This window comes from Roseobacter sinensis (assembly GCF_025755255.1).
GTDB classification, from domain to species: Bacteria; Pseudomonadota; Alphaproteobacteria; order Rhodobacterales; family Rhodobacteraceae; genus Roseobacter; species Roseobacter sinensis.
Genome location: NZ_JALIEB010000011.1, coordinates 19,888 through 44,607 on the forward strand (window position 1 = coordinate 19,888; position 24,720 = coordinate 44,607).

The window sequence follows — 24,720 nt, forward strand, 5'->3', positions numbered from 1 at the left end:
TTTGTCCCGTTATCTTTGAAATCTGACCCTATGGGTCCATGAGCGACCATCGCTGATCACCAATTCGTTGAAGTGCATCAGTTGCAGCAAATCGTAGAAGGTCGCCACGTATTGCAGCTCTTCCTGCTGGAAGAACCCGCCCTGGCGCACGGCGACCGTGAGCTGCGCCATGATCGCGCGCGCGCGGTAGAGCGTGGCAAAGACCTCGTCATCCAGCGCGGTCAGGATCAGCGTGTCCGCATCCTCGCCCTTGGCGAAAAACACAAAGCGCGGGCTTTCCGGTGCTTCGAGCTGCGAACTCGTCAGCAGGTTCACAAAGTCGATCCGGACCGCCTTGCTCGCCCCGTCGCTGGCCCGAACGATCCGGTCGAAGCTCTCTTCCGAGGTCACTTCGGGGTAGTAGTAGCCCACGTATCGATCCTGCGCCGCAACCGCGCCTGCGAAGATCAGTGCGAAAAAAATCGGGAGTGCTCTGGTCATGATCGTCTCCTTGATGTCCTGCGATCGAGCTTGCGCGCCCGATGTCGCAGAGGGCAACAAAATTTGCCGCCCTCCCGGACATTCGTGATCCGTTTGTGATCAGAAGAGACCTTCCACGTCACCGTCGGCGTTGAGCTTGATGGCTTCCGCGGAGGGCACGCGCGGCAGGCCTGGCATGGTCATGATCTCACCGCAGATCGCCACAACGAAGCCTGCTCCCGCGCTCAGACGCACTTCGCGCACCGGAATGTTGAAGCCCGTGGGCGCGCCACGCTCGTTCGGATCGGTGGTAAAGCTGTACTGCGTTTTCGCCATGCAGACCGGCAGGTTGCCATAGCCCTGATCTTCCCAGTCTTTCAGCTGCGCCAGGATCTTCTGATCCATCAGCGCTGCATCCGCCCGGTAGATCTTGGTCGCAATCGTGTTGATCTTCTCGGCCAGGCCCATCTCATCCGGGTAGAGCGGCGCAAAGTCGGCCTCACCCTTCTCGATGGTTTCGACAACCTTGGTGGCGAGATCAGCAGAGCCTTCCGAGCCCAGCTCCCAGTGCCGCGACAGCACCGCCTCTGCGCCTTGCGCGGCCACGTAGTCCTTCACAGCCTGCACTTCAGCGTCGGTGTCCGTGACGAAGTGGTTGATCGCCACAACCACCGGCACGCCGAAGCTCTTCACGTTTTCAATGTGACGTCCGAGGTTCGCGCAGCCGTTCTTCACCGCCTCCACATTCTCCGCGCCCAGGTTGGCCTTGGCCACGCCACCGTTCATCTTCATCGCGCGCACGGTCGCGACGACCACCACGCAGGACGGCGCAAGACCCGCCTTGCGGCACTTGATGTTGAGGAACTTCTCGGCGCCGAGGTCGGCACCAAAACCCGCTTCGGTCACGACATAATCCGCCAGCTTCAGCGCCGTGGTGGTCGCAATCACGGAGTTGCAGCCATGCGCGATATTCGCAAACGGGCCGCCGTGCACGAAGGCCGGGTTGTTTTCCAGCGTCTGCACAAGGTTCGGCTGCATTGCGTCTTTCAGCAGAACGGTCATCGCGCCATCGGCCTTGATGTCCCGCGCATAAACCGGGGATTTGTCGCGGCGGTACGCCACGATCATGTCGCCGAGGCGTTTCTGAAGGTCACTGAGATCCTTCGCCAGGCAGAGGATCGCCATGACCTCGGAGGCCACGGTGATGTCAAAGCCCGCCTCGCGCGGGAAGCCGTTCGCCACGCCGCCCAGAGAGGTGGTGATCTGGCGCAGCGCCCGGTCGTTCATGTCGACCACGCGGCGCCAGACCACGCGGCGCGTGTCGATTTCCAGCTCATTGCCCCAGTAGATGTGGTTGTCGATCATGGCCGAGAGCAGAGAATGCGCCGAGGTGATCGCATGGAAGTCGCCCGTGAAGTGCAGGTTCATCTCTTCCATCGGCACAACCTGCGCATAGCCGCCGCCAGCCGCCCCGCCCTTCATGCCGAAGTTCGGGCCGAGCGAGGCTTCGCGGATGCAAACGGCGGCTTTCTTGCCGATGCGGTTCAACCCGTCACCCAGACCCACGGTGGTGGTCGTCTTGCCTTCACCCGCAGGCGTCGGGTTGATCGCTGTCACGAGGATCAGCTTACCGTTCTCATTGCCCTGCACCGAGTTGATGAAGCTCTGCGAGACCTTGGCCTTGTCGTGGCCATAGGGCAGCAGATCACTCTCGGAAATGCCCAGCTTCGCCCCGATCTCCTGGATCGGCTTTTTGGACGCGGCGCGTGCGATTTCAATGTCGGATTTATAGGCCATGGAACACTCCCCTGATACGCCGCGCGCGGCGATGTTGCTGCGTCTTCAATACGAGCGCGCATCGGCGCGCAGAAGGGTGATTCCGACCTTTCCGTCACCGTCAGCGGCGGGAAGCGCCGCAATCGTTTCGTTTCGGAAACGATTGTTACGTTCGGGCGTCCGCAAGATAGGCCCAGACGGGCTGGTCCGGAATATGCAGCGTGACCGCATCGCCCACGGCCACCGGACCCTCGCGCTCGACCCAGGCCGTCACCCCGCGCCGGTTCTTGGCCGCGGGCTTGAACCGCGCGCCAAAGCCTGGCCGATCTTTCTCGATCTCGCTACCCGGCAGCACGCAGGGACGGTTTTCCATATCCACGGTGAGGCTCGCCCCGCTGGGCATCTGTAGCCGTGAGGATGGCGGGACATGGGTGAAATCCGGTATACCGTCGATCACCATCGACGCCCCCACCCAAACAGGATCAATCTCCTCCAACCCCATTTCAGCGGCGATCGCACCGAGCTCTTCTGCGGAGAGCACCGAGAGCTGACGCACATTGCGGATTTCGGTGCCCTTCGGGTACTGCGCCTTGACCCGCACGCAGGCGGGGCGCGTCAGCCCGCCGTGGCACTCGCCTTCGATCCCGGTGAAGGTCAGCTCCGCCGTCTCAAGCGGTTCGGCGCGCAGCGTGTGCTCGCTGTCGATCACCCGCCCCAGCCAGGTGATGGTACCGGTGAACCGCGTGGGCAGAAGAGCAGGCATGATCGGACCTCCATGAGTAACCTCCGCAGTCTGATCAAAGCCTCCGCCAAAAGAAAAGGCCCCGCGCTTTGCGGGGCCCATGGTTTTTCGTGATGCCGCGATTGCGGATCGTGATCAGGTGGGCTCCGGCTCCATCCCGCCGTCGGAGGGCGGGGCCTTCTTGGCCTTCGCCTTGGCTTTCGGAATGCCGATCACGCTGGGCGCCGAGCCGCTGTCGGGCTTGTCGTCCTCGCCCGCTGGCGGCACGGGAGGCTCGCCGTTCATGACGCGCTTGATCTCGTCGCCGGTCAGCGTTTCATATTCGAGCAGGCCTTGTGCGAGGCGTTCGAACTCCGTCTCGTTCTCCTTGACGATCTTCAGCGCCCAGTCATAGCCGTCCTGGATAAAGCGCTGCACCTCTTCCTCGATCAACTCCTTGGTGTTGGCCGAGACGGAGAAGCCTGCGGTGTTGCCCTGGTAGCCTTCGGCTGCTTCGGAATAGTCGATGTTGCCGACCTTGTCCGACATACCCCAGCGCAGAACCATCGCGCGCGCGAGCGCCGAGGCCTGCATGATGTCGCCCGCCGGGCCGTTCGACACCGCATCGGGGCCATACTTGTGGATCTCCGCCGCCTTGCCCGCCATGGTCATGGCCAGACGCTGGTGGCATTCGTCCTTGAACATGTTCAGGCGGTCCATCTCCGGCAGGCTCATCACCATGCCGAGCGCACCGCCGCGCGGAATGATTGTCGCCTTGTAAACCGGGTCGCATTTCGGAAGCTTGATGCCCACGAGCGCGTGGCCCGCTTCGTGATAGGCGGTCATTTCCTTCTGCTCCGGGGTCATGACCATGGAGCGGCGCTCGGCCCCCATCATGATCTTGTCCTTCGCATTCTCGAAGTCGATCATCGTCACGAACCGACGCCCCACGCGGGCCGCCCCAAGCGCGGCCTCGTTCACGAGGTTCGCCAGGTCAGCCCCCGAGAAGCCAGGCGTGCCCCGCGCAATGATGCGCAGGTCCACGTCCGGACCCAGCGGGGTCTTGCGGGCATGCACGCCGAGGATTTTCTCGCGGCCCTTGATGTCCGGGTTGCCCACGGTGACCTGGCGGTCGAACCGGCCCGGGCGCAACAGCGCGGGGTCCAGCACATCCTTGCGGTTGGTGGCCGCGATGATGATCACGCCTTCATTGGCCTCGAACCCGTCCATCTCGACCAGCAACTGGTTGAGCGTCTGTTCGCGTTCGTCATTGCCGCCGCCATAGCCCGCACCCCTGTGCCGGCCCACGGCGTCGATCTCGTCAATGAAAACGATGCAGGGCGCGTTCTTCTTGGCCTGTTCGAACATGTCGCGCACGCGGGACGCGCCGACGCCGACGAACATTTCCACGAAGTCCGATCCCGAGATTGTGAAGAAGGGCACGCCTGCTTCGCCCGCAATCGCGCGGGCCAGCAGCGTCTTACCGGTGCCCGGAGGGCCTTCGAGCAACGCACCTTTCGGAATTTTCCCGCCCAGACGCGAGAATTTTTGCGGGTTGCGCAGGAATTCGACGATCTCTTCGAGCTCTTCCTTGGCCTCATCGATTCCCGCAACATCGTCGAAGGTCACGCGGCCGTGCTTCTCGGTCAGCATCTTGGCCTTGGACTTGCCGAAGCCCATGGCACCGCCTTTCCCGCCACCCTGCATCCGGTTCATGAAGTAGACCCAGACGCCGATCAGCAGCAGGAACGGCAGCAGCGACATCAGGAAAGTCTGGAAGCCCGACTGCTGTTGCTGCTCGGCTCGCACGGCAATGTCGTTCTCGATGAGAAGCTGTGTGATTTCAGCGTCTTCCGGCTTGATCGCCACATAGTCCACGCCATCAGCCTGACGGAAGCGCACCTGCTCGCCGTCGAGCGTCACGTTGCTGACATCGCCGGATTCGACCGCGTTGACGAACTCGGAGTAGCTGACCTCGCGGCTCTGCAGCGTGCTGCCGGGGCCACTGAACAGGTTGAACAGGGCCAGGATCAAAAGAAACAGAACGACCCAGAAGGCGATGTTGCGTGCATTACCCAACGATTTTCTCCTAAATTTGCGCGCGGAACGACGTGTCATCGTACCACTACACCGCTAAGATAGACACTGCGCTCACATGTTCAATGCGATAAAAGTGCGGCAAAGAAGGCCTCTTCCCCGCCGTCGATGCTCGCGTGCCAGCCGTTTCGGTGCCCTGCCATGGGCGCTGCGACAAGTTCCTGATCGCGCCAGACCGCCGGTGTGACCCGCAAGACATCACGTGGCAGCCCTGCCGTGCGCCAGTCCCGAAGTTGCGCCAAACCCGCATCGCCAAGCGCCCCGAGGTGCAACTGCTCGTCCGGCAGACCGCCCTTCAGCACCCACCGGTCGTCCCAGCGCGCGTCAACGCGGCACTTCAGAGCGCGGACCGGCTGATACTCGCGGAAGACCCAGAGCGTGTCGCGGTCACGCCAGGCCTGGCAACCGTCGACCGTGCCGCCAGTGCCCTGTTTCAGCGCCTCGATCAGCCCCAGGACCGGACGGCGGCGGGGCGCGTAGCCCGAGCCGCTGATCCATCCGATGGCGCTGAGAAGAATGCGCCGGGCCGTTTCGTCCGGCAGCGTGCGGTAGCTGCGCCAGTCGATCCGGACCGCACCGGCGTCCACCCGAGCGATCCGGCGGGCTTCGAGGAAGGCCTGCCAATTCAGCGCATCCCGCGCCCGCGCCATATTGAACGCCACCTGACCGAGCGCGCGCGCATCCAGGCCCAGCGGCCCCAAAGCCTCCAGCGCTTCGCGGGCGCGGATACGGTCGAACCGCGTGTCCTGATTGCTGGGGTCCTCGATCCAAGTAGCGCCGCGGCCGCGCAGATCCTCGCGGAGCTCGGCTCGGGTGAAGTCAAGGAGCGGCCGGATCCAGGTGACACCGTTTGCCAGCCGTCGTGGCGCCATCGCCGACAGACCGTCGACACCCGCGCCCCGCGCCAGCCGCATCAGCACGGTTTCCGCCTGATCGTCCAGCGTATGGCCAAGCGCCACCGTCGAGATGTCGTGATCCCTGGCCCAGTCTGCGATCAGCCGATAGCGTGCGTCCCGCGCTTCTTTCTGGAGATTGCCCTGGCGGTCCCAGCCGCTCCACCGCACGATGGTGTGCGGAACCCGCATCGTCTGGCAAAGCGCGCTCACGGTATCGGCTTCGTGCTTGGCTTCGGGTCGCAGCCCATGGTCGACGGTGATGGCATGCAGCAGGATGCCGTGCATCTGCGCGACATCGTTCAGAAGATGCAGCAGCGCGACGGAGTCGCCACCGCCCGAGACGGCCACCCCCAAGGCTGCCGGCGGATGCGGCAGGAGGTGTTGCGCCACCTCACTGCCCAAGTCCCGTGGCACGAGATCACGCACAGCCCAGGCGTTGCATCTCGCCGCGCGCCTGCTCTGCAGCCGGATCCTGAGGGAAGCGTAGCCCAACCTCGCCGAGCGTCACGCAGGCCTCCTGCGTCTGGCCGAGCCCACCAAGAGAGCGCCCGAGCCGGAACAACGATTGTGGCGCGACCGGACCGGTCGGATCGACGCTGAAGCTGTCGAGATAGGCGCGCGCGGCCTCGCGGGTGTCACCGAGCTCCTCCAGCGCTTCGCCGCGCCCCAGATCAGCACCGGCGGCAAGCGGCCCGCCGGGATAGGTCTGCGTGAAAGTGGCGAAGAGGTCGGCGGCGCGCTGATAGTCCCCTTCGGAGAGCGCGGTCTGTGCGCGCTTGAAATCCTCTTCCTCGCCAACCGCGAGCTGAATGCCGCCTTGCGGGGCCGCAGGCGCTGTCCCGGTGCCGGGGGTTGGTGTCACCGGTGCCGGAAGATCGCCGCCCAGCGTCGTCGTCTCGCCAAGGGCCGCGACGTCGCCGCCCTCCAGCTCGACCAGACGGAACTCCAGATCGCCCAGGCGGTTTGTGCCGTCCTGGACAATGCTGTTGATGCGGAACTCAAGCTCTTCCGTCTTCGAGGTCAGGCGTTGCATCTCCGCCTCGATCGCGCTCATCCGGTCAAGCACCGTCGCGCCGCCGGTGTTCACCGTGGCAGCACCCGTGGTCGACAGCTCGCGCCGCAGTTTCTGGATTTCCACGTAGAGCACCGTCATCTCCTGCCGGATATCCGCCAGGGTCTGGTCGTCCTGCGCCTGAGCGCTCAAGGGCAGCAGGATCAAAGCGGAGAGAAATGCTGCGAAGATACGCATGGGACTACCCCGTCAAGCCCGCCGCCAATACCGTGACCGCGCGCCGGTTCTTGGCATAGCAGGATTCGTTGGAACAGATCTCGATGGGGCGTTCCTTGCCGTAGCTGACCGTGCTGAGCCGGTTGCCGGCAACGCCTTTCGAGACGAGATACTCGCGCACCGCATTGGCCCGACGCGCGCCCAGCGCCACGTTATACTCCCGCGTGCCCTGCTCGTCCGCGTGCCCTTCGATGATGGCCGTGAAATCGGTATTGCTGAGCAGCCAGTTCGCCTGCCCGTCGAGAACGGCGCGGCCTTCGTCGGTTATGGTCGACTGATCCACGGCAAAGAGCACGCGGTCGCCGATGGTCTGATTGAAATAGGCCGGCGAGTTCGGATCGCTGGGGCTGCCGGGAACGATTGCGCCACCGGGTCCGCCCGCGCCGCCCGCTGTCCCGTCTGCCCCGAACCGGTCGGGATTGGTACAGGCCGCGAGTGCGAGCCCCGCAACCAGAAGAATGATTTTTGCCTTGCGTGTCATGCTCTCTGCCTCATGTCGTTCGTATTGTTATTTTGTTGGGGTTTTAGCATATGCAAGCCCCCCTTGGAAACGGTTTCGACAGCCTCATTTCAAAAGCGGCGACCACGACGGATCGGAGCCCCCCTCCGGGGTGCGCACCGGGCGCAGGTTGCGGCCCGAGATATCGACGGAATAGAGCGAGGACCGGCCGCCTTCGCCTTGGGTTTCACGGGTGAACATGATCACCCGCCCGTTGGGCGCCCAGGTCGGCCCCTCGTCCAGGAAGGAGGCCGTGAGCAGGCGTTCTTCAGATCCGTCGGTGCGCATCACGCCAATGTGAAAGCGTCCGGCGTTCTGCTTGGTGAAGGCAATCAGGTCCCCTCGAGGCGACCAGACGGGCGTGCCGTAGCGCCCTGGGCCGAAGGAGATGCGCTGTGCCTCGCCACCGCCCGCAGGCATGATGTAGAGCTGCTGCGAGCCTGAGCGGTCGCTTTCGAATACGATTTGGCGACCATCGGGCGAGAAACTGGGCGCGGTTTCAATTGACGGCGCCGAGGTCAACCGCGCGGCGCCGCCGCCTGCGATATTCATCGCCCAGATGTCAGTATTGCCGCCCTGGCTAAGCGAGAAGACAATGGTCTGCCCGTCAGGTGCGAAGCGCGGCGCAAAGCTCATGGTGCCCTCCTGGCTTTCGAGTACGCGGCGTTCGACAGAACCCACGTCGAGCACATAGATGCGCGGGAACCCGGTCTCGTAGCTGGTGTAGAGCACGCGGCTGCCATCGGGCGAAAACCGCGGCGCCAGCACGATCGCGCTGCTGTCGGTCAGGTACTGCACGTTGGCGCCGTCGTAATCCATGATCGCCAGCCGCTTCTGCCGCGCGTCCTTGCCGCCCGTTTCCGAGACGTAGACCACACGGCTGTCGAAGTAGCCGCCCTCGCCAGTGATCCGGCTGTAGACCGCATCGGCCACCTTATGCGCCATCCGCCGCCAGCCCTCGGTCGTGCCGGTGAATTGCAGCCCGTCCCCCATTTCCGCACCGGAGAACACGTCATAGAGGCGGAACTTCACGGCCAGCTGGTTGCCCTGAACCGAGACCGCCCCGGTGATCAGCGCCTGCGCATTGATCGCCTTCCAGTCCGCGTATTGAACCGGCGCTGCGAAGCTGGTGATCTGGCTGATGAAGGCATCGGCGGGGATCTCGCGAAACAGCCCGGTGCCCGACAAATCGGCGGACACCACCTGGGAAATCTGCGCGGCGAGACTGCCTGCATCACCCGTCTCCGCTTCGAAGACCGGCAAGGCGAAGGGCAAGGGCTCGATCACGCCTTCGGTGATCTCGATCCGCAGCGGCCCCTCGCTCTGCGCCTGTGCGGCGGGCGTCCAGGCGGCACAAAGGGCCATCGCTGCACTCAATACCATTCCCAGAAATCTCATTTGATACGCATCCTTTCGGGATTGAACGTCATCTCAATATCCTGCCACTGACTATATTTTTCCACGGGCAAATCGAAACCCCGGGCACCACAGCGGATGATTGCGCGGCGCGCCGCCTCAAAGGCCTGCCGGGCAGCCTGCTCGGACCCGCCCGAGCTCGACGTCATGCGAATCGAGGAGGTGACCGGCTTGCCGTCCTGGCTCATGGCTACGCTGACAACCACGGTGGTGTTCAGCGCATCTGTCGAAAGCGAGCCTACGTTCCAGCAGGACTGCACCGCGACGCGCAGCGCGTCCTTCTCGCCTGCCGTAAGGGGCGGGCCTTGCGGTGTGCTGGGGGCGCTGGAGGGTGTGGTCTCTTCGCTGAGCGCCTCGGCAAGGGCTGCGGCGACCGGGTCGTCCTCTGCAGGCTCCGGCGTCTCTGCCGCCGGGGGTGTCGGCGCCTCTTCGGCCGGTTGCGCCGTCTCAACGGGCGCATCGGGTCGGCGTGCCGGCGGCCGGATCGAGGTGGTGGGCAGTGCGCTCGGGCGTTCGGCTTCGGTGACGATTTCAGTGGCCGCCGCTTCCGGCGCGGTGGCCTCCGCGGGATCCTGCGGGGTCTCTCCGGCCTCGTCGGGCGCCACGGCATCCTGCTCCACCGGGTCGGGCAGCGCCTCTGGGTCGGGCCGCGCAACAGCCTCGGGCGCCACCCGCTCCGCCGCTTCAGGAACCGGCCTGTCGCCGATCTCGGGCACCAGCACTGCCACATCCGCAGGTGGCTCCGGCAGGACCGGCGCCTCATCGCTCACATCGGCCCGCGGCAGCGGTTGGATCTGAGAGACATCGGGCGCGTCATCGGCACTCGGGGTTTCGGCTGGCGCTGGCACGGATTGATCGTTCACCGTATCTTCTGCGGTCGCGATATCCGGTGCGTCGGGTGTGATCTCGGGGCTCGAGGGCTGTGCGACCTCTGTCGCCGACTGCGGCGGCTGCTGCCGCGCGATCAGGGCCGCATACTCGGCCCCGGTGATCACGGAAACGGGCGTGGCTTCAATTGGCAGCGGTTCGGCAGCGAAGACATCGCCAAAGATCAGAAGGCCGATCAGAGCCGTATGCCCCGCCCCTGAGATATAGTGGCCAATGTGCACCGCCGCGCCCTACTGGTCCTGCCCGTCCAGTGTCGGCCCACCGATATCCGTGACCAGCCCGATGTTGGCAAACCCACCTGCATTGAGCGCGCCCATGACCTCCATCACCTGCGCATATGGCACAGCACCGTCGGCGCGCAGGAAGATCTGATCGGTGGTGCGTTCAGCGGCAATGGCCCGGAGTTTCGGCACCAGCTCGGCACGTGGCGTATCGGTCGTCTGGATCTGCACCGCGCCTTCGGCGGTGATGGTGATGGTCAGCGGCTCTTCCTGATCGGTGGGCAGCGCGCCCGCAGCGGTCCGCGGCAGCTCCACCGGCACGCCGACGGTCAGCAAAGGGGCCGCCACCATGAAGATGATGAGCAGCACCAGCATCACGTCCACGAAAGGCGTGACATTGATCTCGGACATGGGCTGCGCCTTGGCCCGCCCCCGCCTGCGGCGCCGCGTCCCTTCGCCCTGACTTGGAATGATACCCGCGCCCATGGCCTACCCGTCCAGCTGGCGGCTGAGGATTGTCGCGAATTCATCCGCAAACGCCTCGTAGCCTGACAGGATCTTATCACAATCCGCACTCAGCTTGTTGTAGAAGATCACCGCCGGGATCGCGGCCAAAAGCCCCAGCCCCGTGGCCAGAAGCGCCTCGGCGATCCCCGGCGCCACGACGGCGAGATTGGTGTTCTGCTGCTCGGCAATCTCGATGAAGGCGTTCATGATCCCGATCACCGTGCCAAAAAGTCCGATGAACGGCGTCGAGGAGCCGACCGTCGCCAACACGGTCAGCCCGCCGCGCAGATAATCCGCTTCCTTGTTGATCGCCACGTCCATCGACCGATCGATGCGCGAGGTCGCCCCCGCGATCAGCCCACCATCATCCCGGTGCGAGCGCCGCCATTCGGTCATCCCGGCGGCAAAGATCTTCTCCGAACTGCCGGAGGGCGCGGGGCCAATGGTCTCAAAGAGCCCATCCAGAGGTTCGCCTGACCAGAATTCGCGGTCAAAGGCCTCCGCCTCCGCCCGCGCGCGCCGATAGACCATCAGCTTCATCACGATGATCGACCACGACCAAAAGGAGGCCACGATCAGCATGATCATCACGATTTTGACAATGAGGGTGGCGCGCATGAAGAGCCCCCAGAATGAGAAATCAATCTCATGCGCCAGCGCCAGCGTTTCTGCTTCCATGATGCCTGCTCTTTACTATTCACCGCTCATCGGGTCGTTTGGCCGACCTCAATTTCACGCGATTCTATCGAAGAACAATGCGGATTGCTATCACTATGCTGTCATGAGGTGGGGGTGAGTGGCAGTAAGCGGAGTTCTGCTGGAAGCCGCGCAGGCTTTCCGCCCGGCCCAATGCAGGCAATGGTGACCTCCGCCCGGAACAGCACGTCGTCTGTGCGCCGGACGATCTGCGCCATGATCATGCGCGCGGGTGTGAGCTTGCTGAGCGTCGTTTCCACCTCCAGCTCATCGTCAAACCGCGCGGGCTGCAGATAATCCGCCTCCACCCGGCGCACGGCAAAAACAACGCCCTCGGCTTTCATCGCGAGCTGATCAATGCCAATCTCACGCACCCAGTCGCTGCGCGCCCGCTCGATGTAGCGCAGGTAATTCGCGTAGTAGACGATGCCCGCCATATCGGTGTCTTCGTAATAGACCCGGACCCGAAACCGATGCGCGCTCATGTGACCCTGCTCCGCGCGCGCCGGACGCGCACCAGCACCAAAGCGAAAAGCGGCACCGCAATCGTGCGCGCAACGTCCTTCAGGCTTTCTCCAACCCGCCACGCGCCAAGATCCGCAAGATCGTCGCGCCGATCCAGCGCCTCCATCCCGATCCCCAGCAGCACCGCGGCACCAAGGGCACGGCTGGGTGCATGGCTGCGCGGCGGAACCAGCAAAGCCGCAATCAAAAGCAGGCCACCCAGCACAACATGCAAGAGGTTGCGGTTCACCGGCAGGATGGTCCCAAGCCAGAGTTTGAAGGCCTGGTAGGTCGAGGTATCCGGAGCCATATCGCCAAAGAACTCCGGGCTCATTGCATCTGCCCCACGCGTGCCGCCAACCGCAGCGCATGGCTCGCATCCTGCGCGGCAGGCGGCATCACCGGGTCATAGGCCGCGCGGACGAGCGCTGAAATCTCGGGCCGCAAAATCGTCTTGTCGCCCGCCACCGCCAGGGGCGAGCGCTCGCGAAACGCCGTATCGGACCACAACAGCACCGACTGCACGATCTGGCTCAGCGCCAGCGTCTCGGCGGGCACGGCGCTCAAGTGCGCATCCATGCGCAGGAAGACGAAGCACGCCTTGATTGCGCCACCCTCGTCGAAATGAAACACCCGGTACTGGTTCGCCTCTGCCGCTTTCAGCCGCGCCACCAAGGGGCGCAAATCGAGGATCAGCCGATCCAGGCCCGGCACCTCGGGCAACTCCTCCCAGTCGCGGAAGAAAAACACCATGAGGTTGCTGCCCAGTTCCGGGTCCGTCTCAGCCATCTTGTGGCCAGAGAGCACCATCACCGCCTCCAGCGCGCCTTTCACCACGGCCAGCGTCTCATCGTTCACGCCGAAGACCACCGGCGCAATGGGCCGCCCCCAGCGCGCAAAAACGAACTCCCCGCTCTCCCGCGTGAACAGAGCCTCGATCTCGGATGCGTCCATCTTCACCCGTCCCAAAATACTCAAATGCGCCACCGCATCACTCAAACAGGTCCGTCTGGCTGCGGGGCGCATCCAGCCCCAAATGTGCCCAGCCCTTCTGCGCCAGCATCCGCCCGCGCGGTGTGCGCTGAATGAGCCCCTGCTGCAGCAGGAAGGGTTCAATCACCTCCTCCAGCGCATCCCGGCTCTCGGACAGTGCCGCACTCAACGTCTCGATGCCCACCGGACCGCCGCCATAGTTCTCCGCCATCAGCAGCAGATACCGCCGGTCTGCCCCATCAAGGCCGAGGTGGTCCACCCCGAGCCGCGTCAGCGCCATATCGGCGAGATCGCGCGTCACCGTCCCATCGCCCTCAACGACAGCGAAATCCACGACCCGGCGCAAGAGCCGCCCGGCGATCCGCGGCGTGCCGCGGGCCCGCCGCGCAATCTCGCGCGCCCCGCCCTCATCCGCAGGAGCCCCCAGTTTGCGCGCATTGCGCTCCACGATGATGAAAAGCTCATCCTCGGTGTAGAACTGCAACCGCGTCGGAATCCCGAACCGGTCCCGCAACGGCGTGGTCAAAAGCCCCATCCGCGTCGTGGCACCCACCAGCGTGAAGGGCTGCAATTCGATCCGAACCGTCCGCGCGGCCGGCCCTTCGCCGATCACGAGATCCAGCTCGAAGTCCTCAAGTGCGGGGTAAAGCACCTCTTCCACCGCCGGGTTCAGGCGGTGAATCTCATCAATAAACAACACATCGCGCGGCTCCAGATTGGTCAGGATCGCCGCCAGATCCCCCGCCTTGGCCAGCACCGGGCCAGAGGTCATGCGGAACCCCACACCGAGCTCGCGCGCCATGATCTGCGCCAAAGTCGTCTTGCCAAGGCCCGGCGGCCCGTGAAACAACGTGTGATCCATCGCCTCGCCGCGTTGGCGTGCCGATTGGATGAACACCCGCAGGTTGGCCCGCGCCTCCGCCTGCCCCACGAACTCGTCCAGCATCTGCGGACGCAGCGCCCGGTCCTGATCCTCGGGCAGCGGGTCCGCCCGCACGGTGGGGTCAATATCGCTCATGCCCTAGCCCTTTGGCGCCAACAGTTTCAACGCCGCGCGGATCAGCGCGGGTGTCTCCGCCTCCGGCGCCTCGCTCACAGCCTGCGCGACGGCACCCGCCGCATCGCCGGGGCTGTAGCCGAGGTTGCCCAGAGCTGAGAGCGCATCGGCCTGAGCCGAAGAGGGCGCCTGCGCAGCAGGGGCCGCTGGCGCGGGGGTCTCGATGACCTCCGCGCCAGCTGCTCCGGTCGCTGCCGCAACAGTGCCACCCATGGCCATCACACCCGGGGCCTTGTCCTTGAGATCCAGAACCACCCGTTGCGCAATCTTCGGCCCCACACCCTTGGCGGCCTTCACCGCAGTCCAGTCTCCCAACGCGATCGCCCGGCTCACCCCATCGGCACCCAGCGTGCCCAGAATGGCCAGCGAGGCCTTCGCACCCACGCCTTGCACGGAGGTGAGCAGCCGATGCCATTCCTTCTCGACCAGCGTCGGAAAGCCGAAGAGCTGCATCAGATCCTCGCGCACCACCAGATCAGTGAACAGCGCCACACCCTCGCCGGGACCCGGCAGCGCGGCCAGCGTCCGTTCCGAGCAATAGACCAGATAGCCCACGCCCCGCACATCGATCAGCACATGATCCGCGGCGCGATACTCCAGGCGACCGGTGATCTTCCCGATCATACGCGCGCCCTTTCAATGGCCGCGCTCAACCCGCCGGCACTGTGATGCGCGTGGCAGATGGCGATCGCCAGCGCATCTGCCGCATCCGGCCCCGCGATCGCCGCACCGGGCAATTGCAGCCGCACCATATGCAGGATCTGCGCTTTGTCCGCATGCCCGACGCCCACAACCGCCTTTTTCACCGAGTTCGGCGCATACTCGCCGATGCTGAGGCCAGCCTGTGCCGGCACAAGCATCGCGATCCCTCGCGCCTGCCCAAGCTTTAGCGTGCCGGCCCCGTCCTTGTTCACGAATGTCTGCTCAATCGCCGCCTGCTCCGGCGCAAACTGCGCGACCACCGCGGTCAGCTGTTCGTACAACGACAAAAGCCGTGCAGCCAGATCCACCCCGGAGGACCGGCAGAGACCATTCGCCACATGAGCGAGTCGGCTGCCGGAGGTGTCGATCACCCCCCAACCGAGGGTCCTCAACCCCGGATCAATGCCGATGATGCGCGCCATGAACCCTGCCCGAACAATTTATATCGTTTTGTCTGCATTAGCACGAAAGGCGAACATCCGCAAAGCGCTTCGTGACTCCCCCCGCCGATCACTCCATGCCGCCACAACCACCGGAATCATGGGTCAAATGCGTCATCGCAATGTCTGTTTTCGACCCTTTCGTCGCATATTTTCCTTTTTATTTACATTACATTAACCCCTGAGGCGACCCATGCGCCCGGTGCATATCGACCATGCGTTTTCACACCTTGCCCAAAAATCAGGCAGCTCATATCTGCGGCTCACGACACACCGGCATGACCGGTTCACCCTCAGATAAAGGACGGCTTCAATGGCGACTTTTGACACTTCCCGCACCACCTACGGCTCCGCATCCGTTGCAAGCCGCATCTTCAGCATGATCAGCGCAACCATCGCTGCCGTCGTCGCCTGGAACGACGCCCGCGTGACCCGCAATGCGCTGGCCGCACTCACCGACCGCGAGCTCGAAGACATCGGTCTCAGCCGCGCCGACATCGACTCTGTCGCGGAAAGCCACATCATCCGCTGAGACAGCCCGCGATCGTCAGGACCGCATAGGAAAAACCGCTTCTACCGTCACGGCAGAAGCGGTTTTTTACAAGGAATATCCCGCCCCCGGGACATTCAGTCACACACTCGAATGGGGCCAGGCCCCATCCGCACACATCACATCAGGGTAGCGATCTGGCAATCAACTCCGCCAACCCGCCCGAGATCAGATCGGGCTGCATGATCCAAGCGGCCGCCTGCTCAACCGTGGTCCCGGCACGCAGGGTGTCGATCCGACCTTCGTACGTGCCGAGGCCCGTCGATACGATCATCAACGACTTGAACAGGAACATGCTCGCCACCGCAAACACCACGATCCGCGGCCGGAATGGCAGACGGAACCGTCTCGGCTCCACGGTGATCAGCCCGTCATCCCCAATCTTGGCGGTGTACCCACGCGCCAACTTCCGGTGCTTGTCACTCAGCGCTGCCCGGCGCTTTTCGAATTGAGCGTAATCGGTCACCACACTCTCCTGACGATCCGGCCCCCACCGAACCCGTTAGAATCTGTCGAGAATCCGTCTAAAATTCAAGGCAAATGCCTGAAATTGGGCGGAATTGAGGCAATTAAGGCAGATCACTACCTAGGGTAAGCGTGGTCCAGTCAACAATCTCTTCGCGGTGCTCCAGATTGATGCCGTGACGTGCATAAACGGCAATCACCTCTTCGGCCTGCTCATTCAGTAGACCTGAGAGAATCGCATGCCCGCCAGGCTGCAAATGCCGCGCCATATCGGGGGCCAATGCGATGAGCGGCCCTTTCAGAATATTCGCAAAGATGAGATCGAACGGGCTGGCCACCGTCAGCTCGGGGTTGCCGAAACCAGCCGCCTCGAGGCAGAGGACCTGCCCTTCCAGCCCGTTGGCCGCAACATTGCTGCGCGCAACCTCGACAGCCACCTCGTCGATATCGCTGGCGCGCACCGGGCCCGGCCAGATCCGGGCCGCTGCCATCGCAAGGACGGCCGTCCCACAGCCGATATCGACCACATTTCGCCCCACAAACCCCTGCGCGGCCAAACGGTCCAAGGCGCGCAGGCAGCCCAGCGTCGTGCCGTGATGCCCTGTCCCGAAGGCCATCGCCGCTTCGATCAGCAAAGGCTCAGCATCTGCGGGCACCTGATCCGCGTCATGGCTGCCGTAGACGAAGAAGCGGCCCGCCCGCACCGGTGCCAACTCGCGCCGCACATGGGCCACCCAGTCGGTCTCGGGCAGCTCCGAAACGACGAAGGGCCTGGCCCCGGTGGCAGCTGCAAGAAGCGCCAACGCCGTCTCGTCCGGCGGCTCGGTAAAATAGCCCCCCACTTCCCAGAGGCCCGAGCCGTCCTCCATCTCGAAGACCCCAACGCCGGTCGGCTCAGGCGAGAGGCGCTCCATCGCAGCACCCAATGTCTCGGCGGCGGTCTTGCCCGGCAGCGTAGTCAGGGCGGTGAACGTGGGCATCAGCGGCTCCGGTATCGGTCGGGGTTCGGGTAGGGCCGCGCCGGTGGAAGGTCAAGTGCCTCCGGCGCGACGGGTTTGAGCCCCTGAACAAAGCGCCAGCCCCAGAGCGCCGCGAGCCCGCCGACCAGGACGCCCGCCGCCGCTTGCCCATAGATCACACCGGGCGCCCCGTAGAGTGCGGCCAGTGCCGCCGCGGCAGGCCAACTCAGCACGCCATCCTTGACCCAGGTCACGAAGGTCGCGCGCGCCGGTCGACCCAGTGTGTTGAAGGCCGCATTCGAGACGAAGAGCGCACCGATGAAAATGAACCCGCCCACCCCAACGGTCGTGAAGGCCCAGAGCACGTCTGCGCCCTGCGCGCTCAGCCCGAAGGCCATCACGACCCAGGGTGTGGCCAGCAGAAGCGCCGCCCAGGTGACGCCGGTATAGATCGCACAGAAGATCAGCGCATCGCGATAGGTCGAGCGCAGCCGGTCGCAAAGGCCCGCGCCGTAGTTCTGCCCGAAGATGCCGCCAATGGCGCCCGAGAGCGCAAAGATCCCGCCGAAAGCCACCACCGTCAGCCGCCCGACGACCGCCCAGGCCGCCACCGCATCATCTCCGAACGGGGCCATCACCATGGTCAGCACATAGTTGCCTGCCGGGGTCGCCATCTGGGTTGCAATCGCCGGCAGGGCGACAACCATGTAGGGCCGCAGCACCCGGCGCGCCATCGCGATGTTCGGCATCGCGATCAGCCTGTGCTGGTACGCCGCAAAGAAGAGACCAAGCGCCATCAACGCCAGCCGGAAGGCAAAGAGCCCAATTGCGGCACCGTCGAGCCCGAGCCCCATCCAGAGGATCAGCACCGGATCGACCAGCATCAGCAAGGATCCGGACAGCAGCGTGACATACATCGCCTTTGCCCCCAGACCTTCCGCGCGCAGCGCTCCCGAGGCGACCATGCCGATCGCCATGAAGGGCAACGAGGGTACCGTCAGGCCCAGATAGCGCGCTGCCAACGCGGCCGTCTCTCCGGTAGCCCCCGCAAAGGCGACGAGGTCGTGACGCAAGAGAACAATCGCCAGCGCGACCGCAGACTGGATCGCCACGGCAATCGCGATGGCGCCGCCCGCCTGGTGCCGCGCCGCCGGTCGGTCGCCAGCCCCGATGCTGCGGGACATCAGCGCCGTCGCCGCGATCATCAGGCCGACACCCGAGGAAACCGAGAAGAACTGGATCGCATAGGCAAAGCCGATGGCGGCCACGAGCGAGGGATCGCCCAGCTGCGACACCCAGAAGAGATTGGCCGCATCGACGAGGAAGACAAAAGTGATGCCCATGGCGCCGGTCGCGGTCATCCGCGTCACATGCCCCATGGTCGAGCCGGTCAAAAACCGCGCGTCGCTCATTCCGCGGGCGCAGCCACCGGACGCGAAAAGATGGTCTCATGTCCCGGCTCGGGATGGCGCGGGATCATCATCGCCAGCACCAGCGACACCGCAGCCATCCCCGCCGCCAGAAAAAAGACCGCCGCGGGCGAGGCCAACCACAAGAGCCCCAGCAGCACCGGCAGGAAGACCGCGGCGATGTGGTTGATGGTGAAGGCGACAGCGGCGGTGGGTGCAATGTCTCCGGGATCCGCGATCTTCTGGAAATAGGTCTTCAGCGCCAGCGCGAGCCCGAAGAAGATGTGATCCAGCACATACAGCACCGCCGCTACGGCAACACCCCAGCCGAAGTAGTAGACGCCCCCATAAGACAGGAACACGATGATCAGCCCGATGTACTCGAAGCCCAGCGTCCTCCGCTCTCCGAAATGCCCCACGGCCCGCCCAAGCAGCGGAGCCACAGCCATGTTGATCACCAGGTTGATCAGGTAGAGCAACGTGATCTCATGCACGTCATAGCCGAACCGTTCGACCATCATGAAGCCCGCGAAGACCACGAAGATCTGCCGTCGCGCGCCCGACATGAACTGCAGCGCGTAATAGAGCCAGTACCGGCGCCGCAGGATCATCTTCTTCACCTGCGGGTTGGGCGCTTCGAATTGCGGATAGGCCAGCATGGCAAAGGCGGCCATGGCGACCGTGACACCGCCGCCCACCATGTAGACGGTGTTGTAGGTGAGCTGCAGCGTGTCCCAAAGCAGCATGATCGCGAGGTAAGCCACCAGGGTTGCGGCCGAGCCCGCGGCAAGCAACCAGCCCAGCATCTGCGGCGCCCGCTCCTTGCTCAGCCACTGCAACTGCAGCGACTGGTTCACCGTCTCGTAATAGTGAAACCCGATGGAGCTCAGCATCGTGATCGTCAGAATGCCACCCATCGACGGAAACCATGCCGTGACCGCCGTCGCCGCGCCCAACAGGAGAAGCGAGACCAATCCCAATACCTGCTCGCGCATGAAGATGATGATGGCAATCACACCCACGGCCAGAAACCCGGGGATCTCCCGTATGGTGTGCAGAAGACCAATATCGCCGCCATCGAAATTGGCCGCCTCGATCACGAAGTTGTTGAGCAGCGCGGACCAGGTGTTGAAGGCAATGGGCATCGCCAACGCCATCAGAAAAAGCAGCGCGATGGGGCGCCGCCACAGCGGCAGGCGCTTGGCGTCGGCAAGGGGAACAATCTGTGCCATATCCGACCCATAGGCCTTTTGCATCAGCTTGGCGAGCCACAATAGCGCACAGCATCTGTTCGCCTTGGCTACGCCCGCTTCTTCTGGCCGACAAATATCCCCGCCGGAGGCCGTCACGCGCCGCAGGCGCGAGACAATGATACCTCAATAAAAACTCTGCGGGTCGATATCGACCGCCAGCCGCAAATCCCCCTTGATCCGGAGCTGCGCCACCCACTGCGCCAGCGCTTTTTGCAAGGGCGCGGGTTTCTCCGCCTTCACGAGCAGCCGCACCCGGTGCCGCCCGCGCACTCGCGCAATCGGGGCGGGTGCGGGGCCAAAGACCTGCGCCCCAATCGCCCGCAACATGCCGTCCTGCCGCGCCAAGAGATTACCTGCATCAAAGACCTGCGCCACATCCGTCCCGCTGAGGATGATCCCAGCCATGCGCCCGTAAGGCGGCACGCCAGCCGCCTCGCGTTCGCGCGCCTCCGCCGCCCAGAAGCGCTCCTCGTCGCCCGCAAGGATGGCGCGGATCACCGGATGCTCGGGCTGATAGGTCTGCATCAGGGCAGCACCCGGCGTCTCGGCGCGCCCCGCGCGGCCCGCCACCTGCCGCATGAGCTGGAACGTTCGCTCGGCTGCACGCAGATCCGAGCCCTGCAGACCGAGGTCCGCATCGATCACGCCCACTAGGGTGAGTTTCGGAAAGTTATGCCCTTTGGCAACCAGCTGCGTGCCGATGATCACATCCGCCGCCCCCTGGGCGATCCCTTCGATCTCGGCCTTCAGCGCGCGCGCGGAGCCATACATGTCCGAGCTCAGCGTCGCGATCCGCGCCTCCGGAAAGAGCGCCGCCGCCTCTTCCCCCAGCCGCTCGACGCCGGGGCCCACGGCGGCCAGCTTCCCTTGGACCTCGCAGGCCGGGCAGACCTGCGGCATCGGCTTCGTCTCACCGCATTGATGGCACATCAGCCGCTTGAGGAACCGGTGCTCGACCATGCGCGCGTCGCAATGATCACAGCCGATCTGATGCCCGCAGGCGCGGCAGAGCGTGATCGGCGCGTAGCCGCGCCGGTTGATGAACAGAAGCGCCTGTTCGCCGCGCGCCAGCCGCGCCTCGACCTCGCGCTGCAACTGCGCAGAGATCCAACGATCGGACGGCAACTGTTCGGCCCGCATGTCGATGGCCCGCATCTCGGGCATCACCGCCGGGCCGAACCGCGCGGTCAGCTCCAGCCGCTTGTACTTGCCGGCTTCGGCATTGGCCCAGCTCTCCAACGAGGGCGTGGCCGAGGCCAGCACCACCTGCGCGCCACAGATCGACGCGCGCAGCACCGCCATGTCCCGTGCATTGTAGAGCACGCCCTCCTCCTGTTTGTAAGAGGTGTCGTGCTCTTCATCGACAACGATCAATCCGAGGTTCTGGAACGGCAAAAACAGCGCTGAACGCGCGCCGATCACCAGCTGTGCATCCCCCTGACCGACCATACGCCAGATCCGCCGCCGCTCGGTCATTGTCGCCCCGGAGTGCCATTCGGCGGGCGGCGCTCCGAACCGCTCTTCCACCCGGGTCAGAAACTCCGCCGTCAGCGCAATCTCCGGCAGCAGAACCAGGGCCTGCCGCCCCGCCGACAAGGCTGCCGCCACCGCCTCCAGATAGACCTCGGTCTTGCCCGAACCGGTGACCCCGCGCAGCAGGGTCGTGCCGTATCGCTCGGACCGCACGGCTTCGGCCAGCTGCGCGGCCCCGCGCGCCTGATCGTCGGTCAGATCCTTGCCGGGCCGCGCAGGATCAAGGCGCGGAAAGGGCAGATCGCGCGGACTCTCTTCTTCGACGACGGCATCCTGCGCAACCAGCCCCTTCACCACGGACGTCCCCACGCCCGCCATCTCGGCCAACTCCTTCAAGGTAAAGGCCAGATCGCCGTATTCCGCCAAGGCCTCCAGCACCTTGCGTCGCGCCGCCGTCATCTTGTCGGGCTCCGACGGCCCCCTCCGGTAAATCTTGCGCATCGAGGGCGGGTCGCCCAGCCCTGGCGCGCGCGTGGCCAGCCGGAGCATCGCGGGCATGGGCGTCAGGGTGTAGTCCGCCGCGCGTTCCAGAAAACTGCGCATCTCCTCCCGCATGGGCGCGGCATCGAGCACGCGAAACGCCGCGCGCACCTTCGCGAGGTCATAGTCCCCACGCCCCGGTCCCCAGACCACACCCAGCACCTTGCGCGGCCCCAGCGGCACTTCGACAAAGGCGCCCAGATGGCAGCCGCCCTCGGGCGCACGATAGTCCAGCGCCCGCCCGAGCGGCTGTGTCGTCAGAACAGCGATCAGACCGCCCTCGTCGTAGAATTCCGGCAGGCGCAACAGGCTCACTCTCGAAATATGGCGCTTGAGGGTTTCAGCATCGCAGATCATGCGGTAAAGCCAAGCGCAAGACCGAAGACTGTTAGCGTTCACATTGTCGCTGAAAGGAGCCGACCGATGAAATTCTTTGTCGACACCGCCGACACACAGGCCATCTCAGAGCTGAACGATCTGGGCATGGTGGATGGGGTCACGACCAACCCGTCTCTGATCCTGAAATCCGGCCGCGACATCTTGGAGGTGACCAGGGAAATCTGCGGCATCGTCGATGGGCCGGTGAGCGCCGAAGTGGTCGCGCTGGAGGCCGAAGCGATGATTGCCGAGGGCCGCAAGCTGGCCGAAATCGCGCCCAACATCACCGTGAAGCTGCCGCTCACCTGGGACGGGCTGAAGGCCTGCAAGGTGCTCTCCAGCGAAGGCAAGATGGTCAATGTGACCTTGTGCTTCTCGGCCAACCAGGCCTTGCTGGCCGCCAAGGCCGGCGCCAGTTTCATCAGCCCCTTCATCGGGAGGCTCGATGACATGCATCTCGAGGGGATGGAACTGATCCAGGACATCCGCACGATCTATGACAATTACGGCTTCGAGACAGAAATCCTCGCCGCCTCGATCCGGTCGGTCAACCACGTGCAGGAGTCCGCCTTGATCGGCGCTGATGTGATCACCGCACCACCCGAGGTCATCAAGAAGCTCGCCTCCCACCCGCTGACGGACAAGGGGCTCGAGCAATTCATGGCCGATTGGGCCAAGACCGGGCAAAAGATCCTCTGAGGCGCCGCGGCCAGCGCGCGGCCGCGGCGCTGGCACCCATTGGCAACACCTCGCCGTCGATACAGGCGGCTGCTGTTTTTCCGCAGGATTTCGCGCGCGCGCCGTGCTAGGGTGCGGAAAAATAAGCGAGAAAAACATGAGCAGCAGCCCAAAAATGGAAGATGCCCTGCGCGCGGCCATCCTGTCGCAGCCCGATGCCATACTGGATGACAAGGATGTCATGAAGGCGTTGATTGCGGCGAACGAGCGCGCGATGGGCGACAATATCGTTGATCTGCGCGGCATCGCGATGGAACGGATGGAAGTCCGGCTCGACCGGCTCGAAGACACCCATCGCTCGGTCATCGCCGCCGCTTACGAGAACCTTGCAGGGACCAACCAGATCCACCGCGCCATCCTGCGCATGCTGGATCCCATGGATTTCGAAACCTTTCTGGCCGACCTTGGCGGCGAGGTTGCTGAAATCCTGCGGGTGGATGCAGTCCGGCTGGTTCTCGAAAGCGCGCAAAACGAGATAGACCCGGCGCTCGACGGCCTCGATGACGTGCTGGCGGTTGCATCGCCCGGGTTCGTAGGCGAATACATCGGCCACAACCGCCAGGGCAGCGCGCGTCAGGTCACGCTGCGCCAGCTTCAGCAGAGCCCTGAGATGGTCTTTCGGGACAAGGCGGCGGGGCTCGGATCCGAAGCCTGCCTGCTGCTCGATCTCGGGCCGGGGCGTTTGCCGGGCCTGCTGGTCCTTGGGTCTCGGGATCGGGACATGTTCGGGCCGCAGCAAGGCACCGATCTTCTCGTCTTCTTCACCGGCGTTTTCGAAAGAGCCCTGCGCCGCTGGCTCTCATGAGCCTGATCAGCCCCGCGGCGCGCGACGCGCTCGAGGCGTGGGTGGGGCACCAGCGCGCTCTGAAGGGTGCGGCGGAGAACACGCTCACCGCCTATCGCGGAGATGTCACCGAGTTTCTCGCCTTCATCACCGCGTACAAGGGCGAGTGTCAGGGACTTGCGGCGCTTGCGCGGATCACCGTCACGGACATGCGCGCGTGGATGGCGGAGGCGCGCAGCGGCGGGATCGCGCCGCGTTCGCTCGCGCGCAAACTCTCGGCCGTGAAGGCCTTTTACCGCTGGCTGGCCGAACGCGAAGGGTTCGAGCCCACGGCGATGCTGTCCGCGCGCGCTCCCAAGTTCCAGAAGAAACTGCCGCGGCCTCTGGCGGTGGATGCAGCGCGCAATCTGATCGACGCGGTCGAGATGCAGTCGCAGCAGCCCTGGGTCGGCGCGCGCGACGTGGCCGTTGTCACCCTGCTTTGGGGCTGCGGTCTGCGGATCTCCGAGGCGCTTGGGTTGCGGGGCGCGGACGCACCGTTGCCCGAGACGCTGCGGATCACCGGGAAGGGCAACAAGGAGCGGGTCGTGCCCGTTTTGCCCGCAGCCCGCGACGCCGTGGATGCTTACCTGCGCATCTGCCCCTATCCCTTGCAGCCCGGCCAGTCGCTGTTTCGGGCCATACGTGGCGGCGCATTGGGGCCGGGGGCAATCCAGAAGGTGGTCGCGCGGGCCAGGATGCAGCTCGGCCTGCCCGCCAGCGCCACACCGCATGCGATGCGGCACAGCTTCGCAACGCACCTGCTCGACGCGGGCGGCGATCTGCGCGCCATACAGGAGCTCCTGGGGCATGCCTCGCTGTCGACAACCCAGGCTTACACGGCGGTTGATACCGCGCGGCTGATGGAAGTCTACGACCGCGCGCACCCCAAGGCCTGAGCCGCGCCGCCTGTTGCACCGCAACCGCGACGCCGCGGCATCTTCCGCACCACGCCTTTTCCTTTTGCATCCC

Annotated in this window: 26 protein-coding genes; 4 read left to right on the top strand and 22 right to left on the bottom strand. The window is 64.6% G+C overall.

The window, feature by feature from the left end; translation table 11 throughout:
* Nucleotides 1-9 precede the first annotated feature (9 nt).
* The 17 genes from MUB52_RS15790 to ruvC all read right to left on the bottom strand — a co-directional run bounded on the left by MUB52_RS15790 (nucleotide 10) and on the right by ruvC (nucleotide 15,142).
* Nucleotides 10-480: a hypothetical protein gene (locus MUB52_RS15790; protein WP_263845206.1), complete on the bottom strand. Its 471-nt coding sequence runs from the start codon at nucleotides 478-480 to the stop codon at nucleotides 10-12.
* 99 nt (nucleotides 481-579) lie between these two features.
* A complete protein-coding gene (locus MUB52_RS15795) occupies nucleotides 580-2,256 on the bottom strand; it encodes a formate--tetrahydrofolate ligase (RefSeq protein ID WP_263845207.1) in 1,677 nt (558 codons plus the stop codon).
* A 145-nt stretch (nucleotides 2,257-2,401) separates the two neighbouring features.
* Nucleotides 2,402-2,998, bottom strand: coding sequence for an MOSC domain-containing protein (locus tag MUB52_RS15800; RefSeq protein ID WP_263845208.1), 597 nt, complete (start codon nucleotides 2,996-2,998; stop codon nucleotides 2,402-2,404).
* A 114-nt stretch (nucleotides 2,999-3,112) separates the two neighbouring features.
* Nucleotides 3,113-5,035 carry an ATP-dependent zinc metalloprotease FtsH gene (gene ftsH / locus MUB52_RS15805; RefSeq protein ID WP_318527438.1) on the bottom strand — a complete coding sequence of 641 codons (1,923 nt, stop codon included), beginning with the start codon at nucleotides 5,033-5,035 and terminating at the stop codon, nucleotides 3,113-3,115.
* 80 nt (nucleotides 5,036-5,115) lie between these two features.
* Nucleotides 5,116-6,339 carry a tRNA lysidine(34) synthetase TilS gene (gene tilS, locus MUB52_RS15810; RefSeq protein ID WP_263845210.1) on the bottom strand — a complete coding sequence of 408 codons (1,224 nt, stop codon included), beginning with the start codon at nucleotides 6,337-6,339 and terminating at the stop codon, nucleotides 5,116-5,118.
* A gap of 28 nt (nucleotides 6,340-6,367) precedes the next feature.
* Nucleotides 6,368-7,198 carry a tol-pal system protein YbgF gene (ybgF, locus tag MUB52_RS15815; protein WP_263845211.1) on the bottom strand — a complete coding sequence of 277 codons (831 nt, stop codon included), beginning with the start codon at nucleotides 7,196-7,198 and terminating at the stop codon, nucleotides 6,368-6,370.
* Nucleotides 7,199-7,202: 4 nt separating this feature from the next.
* The gene (gene pal / locus MUB52_RS15820) at nucleotides 7,203-7,718 is read right to left on the bottom strand and encodes a peptidoglycan-associated lipoprotein Pal (RefSeq protein WP_263845212.1); all 516 of its coding nucleotides are present in this window, start codon (nucleotides 7,716-7,718) and stop codon (nucleotides 7,203-7,205) included.
* Between the two features lie 84 nt (nucleotides 7,719-7,802).
* Nucleotides 7,803-9,119: a Tol-Pal system beta propeller repeat protein TolB gene (tolB, locus tag MUB52_RS15825; protein WP_404818239.1), complete on the bottom strand. Its 1,317-nt coding sequence runs from the start codon at nucleotides 9,117-9,119 to the stop codon at nucleotides 7,803-7,805.
* 11 nt (nucleotides 9,120-9,130) lie between these two features.
* Nucleotides 9,131-10,261 carry an energy transducer TonB gene (locus MUB52_RS15830; protein ID WP_263845214.1) on the bottom strand — a complete coding sequence of 377 codons (1,131 nt, stop codon included), beginning with the start codon at nucleotides 10,259-10,261 and terminating at the stop codon, nucleotides 9,131-9,133.
* Nucleotides 10,262-10,270: 9 nt separating this feature from the next.
* Nucleotides 10,271-10,747, bottom strand: a complete 477-nt coding sequence (tolR, locus tag MUB52_RS15835; protein ID WP_263845215.1) for a protein TolR — start codon at nucleotides 10,745-10,747, stop codon at nucleotides 10,271-10,273.
* Nucleotides 10,748-10,750: 3 nt separating this feature from the next.
* A complete protein-coding gene (gene tolQ / locus MUB52_RS15840) occupies nucleotides 10,751-11,446 on the bottom strand; it encodes a protein TolQ (RefSeq protein WP_263845216.1) in 696 nt (231 codons plus the stop codon).
* Nucleotides 11,447-11,547: 101 nt separating this feature from the next.
* Nucleotides 11,548-11,949, bottom strand: a complete 402-nt coding sequence (gene ybgC, locus MUB52_RS15845) for a tol-pal system-associated acyl-CoA thioesterase (protein WP_263845217.1) — start codon at nucleotides 11,947-11,949, stop codon at nucleotides 11,548-11,550.
* Nucleotides 11,946-12,302: a hypothetical protein gene (locus MUB52_RS15850; RefSeq protein ID WP_263845218.1), complete on the bottom strand. Its 357-nt coding sequence runs from the start codon at nucleotides 12,300-12,302 to the stop codon at nucleotides 11,946-11,948. Before MUB52_RS15850 ends, ybgC begins: the two co-directional genes overlap by 4 nt.
* On the bottom strand, nucleotides 12,299-12,922 hold the full coding sequence (locus tag MUB52_RS15855; protein WP_263845219.1) for a hypothetical protein: 624 nt from the start codon (nucleotides 12,920-12,922) through the stop codon (nucleotides 12,299-12,301). Before MUB52_RS15855 ends, MUB52_RS15850 begins: the two co-directional genes overlap by 4 nt.
* Before the next feature lie 37 nt (nucleotides 12,923-12,959).
* The gene (gene ruvB / locus MUB52_RS15860) at nucleotides 12,960-13,979 is read right to left on the bottom strand and encodes a Holliday junction branch migration DNA helicase RuvB (RefSeq protein ID WP_263845220.1); all 1,020 of its coding nucleotides are present in this window, start codon (nucleotides 13,977-13,979) and stop codon (nucleotides 12,960-12,962) included.
* A 3-nt stretch (nucleotides 13,980-13,982) separates the two neighbouring features.
* Nucleotides 13,983-14,642: a Holliday junction branch migration protein RuvA gene (gene ruvA / locus MUB52_RS15865; protein WP_263845221.1), complete on the bottom strand. Its 660-nt coding sequence runs from the start codon at nucleotides 14,640-14,642 to the stop codon at nucleotides 13,983-13,985.
* Nucleotides 14,639-15,142: a crossover junction endodeoxyribonuclease RuvC gene (gene ruvC / locus MUB52_RS15870; RefSeq protein ID WP_263845222.1), complete on the bottom strand. Its 504-nt coding sequence runs from the start codon at nucleotides 15,140-15,142 to the stop codon at nucleotides 14,639-14,641. The genes ruvA and ruvC overlap by 4 nt, the downstream gene beginning before the upstream one ends.
* Before the next feature lie 331 nt (nucleotides 15,143-15,473).
* Between ruvC and MUB52_RS15875 the strand changes: the two genes are divergently transcribed.
* On the top strand, nucleotides 15,474-15,692 hold the full coding sequence (locus MUB52_RS15875; RefSeq protein ID WP_263845223.1) for a DUF1127 domain-containing protein: 219 nt from the start codon (nucleotides 15,474-15,476) through the stop codon (nucleotides 15,690-15,692).
* Between the two features lie 142 nt (nucleotides 15,693-15,834).
* Here the strand turns inward: MUB52_RS15875 and MUB52_RS15880 are convergent, their stop codons facing one another.
* The 5 genes from MUB52_RS15880 to MUB52_RS15900 all read right to left on the bottom strand — a co-directional run bounded on the left by MUB52_RS15880 (nucleotide 15,835) and on the right by MUB52_RS15900 (nucleotide 22,166).
* A complete protein-coding gene (locus MUB52_RS15880) occupies nucleotides 15,835-16,176 on the bottom strand; it encodes a hypothetical protein (RefSeq protein WP_263845224.1) in 342 nt (113 codons plus the stop codon).
* A gap of 103 nt (nucleotides 16,177-16,279) precedes the next feature.
* A complete protein-coding gene (locus tag MUB52_RS15885; protein WP_263845225.1) occupies nucleotides 16,280-17,155 on the bottom strand; it encodes a 50S ribosomal protein L11 methyltransferase in 876 nt (291 codons plus the stop codon).
* Nucleotides 17,155-18,546, bottom strand: a complete 1,392-nt coding sequence (locus MUB52_RS15890; protein WP_263845226.1) for an MATE family efflux transporter — start codon at nucleotides 18,544-18,546, stop codon at nucleotides 17,155-17,157. The genes MUB52_RS15885 and MUB52_RS15890 overlap by 1 nt, the downstream gene beginning before the upstream one ends.
* A complete protein-coding gene (locus MUB52_RS15895) occupies nucleotides 18,543-19,775 on the bottom strand; it encodes an MFS transporter (RefSeq protein WP_263845227.1) in 1,233 nt (410 codons plus the stop codon). Before MUB52_RS15895 ends, MUB52_RS15890 begins: the two co-directional genes overlap by 4 nt.
* A 144-nt stretch (nucleotides 19,776-19,919) precedes the next feature.
* Entirely contained in the window at nucleotides 19,920-22,166 is a 2,247-nt protein-coding gene (locus MUB52_RS15900) for a primosomal protein N' (protein WP_263845228.1), read from the bottom strand.
* 66 nt (nucleotides 22,167-22,232) lie between these two features.
* On the opposite strand from MUB52_RS15900, the gene fsa reads away from it, so the two are divergent.
* The 3 genes from fsa to MUB52_RS15915 all read left to right on the top strand — a co-directional run bounded on the left by fsa (nucleotide 22,233) and on the right by MUB52_RS15915 (nucleotide 24,647).
* On the top strand, nucleotides 22,233-22,886 hold the full coding sequence (gene fsa / locus MUB52_RS15905; RefSeq protein WP_263845229.1) for a fructose-6-phosphate aldolase: 654 nt from the start codon (nucleotides 22,233-22,235) through the stop codon (nucleotides 22,884-22,886).
* 136 nt (nucleotides 22,887-23,022) lie between these two features.
* A complete protein-coding gene (locus MUB52_RS15910; protein WP_263845230.1) occupies nucleotides 23,023-23,730 on the top strand; it encodes a DUF484 family protein in 708 nt (235 codons plus the stop codon).
* Complete coding sequence (locus MUB52_RS15915) at nucleotides 23,727-24,647, top strand: tyrosine recombinase XerC (protein WP_263845231.1); 921 nt, start codon at nucleotides 23,727-23,729, stop codon at nucleotides 24,645-24,647. Before MUB52_RS15910 ends, MUB52_RS15915 begins: the two co-directional genes overlap by 4 nt.
* Nucleotides 24,648-24,720: the final 73 nt, after the last annotated feature.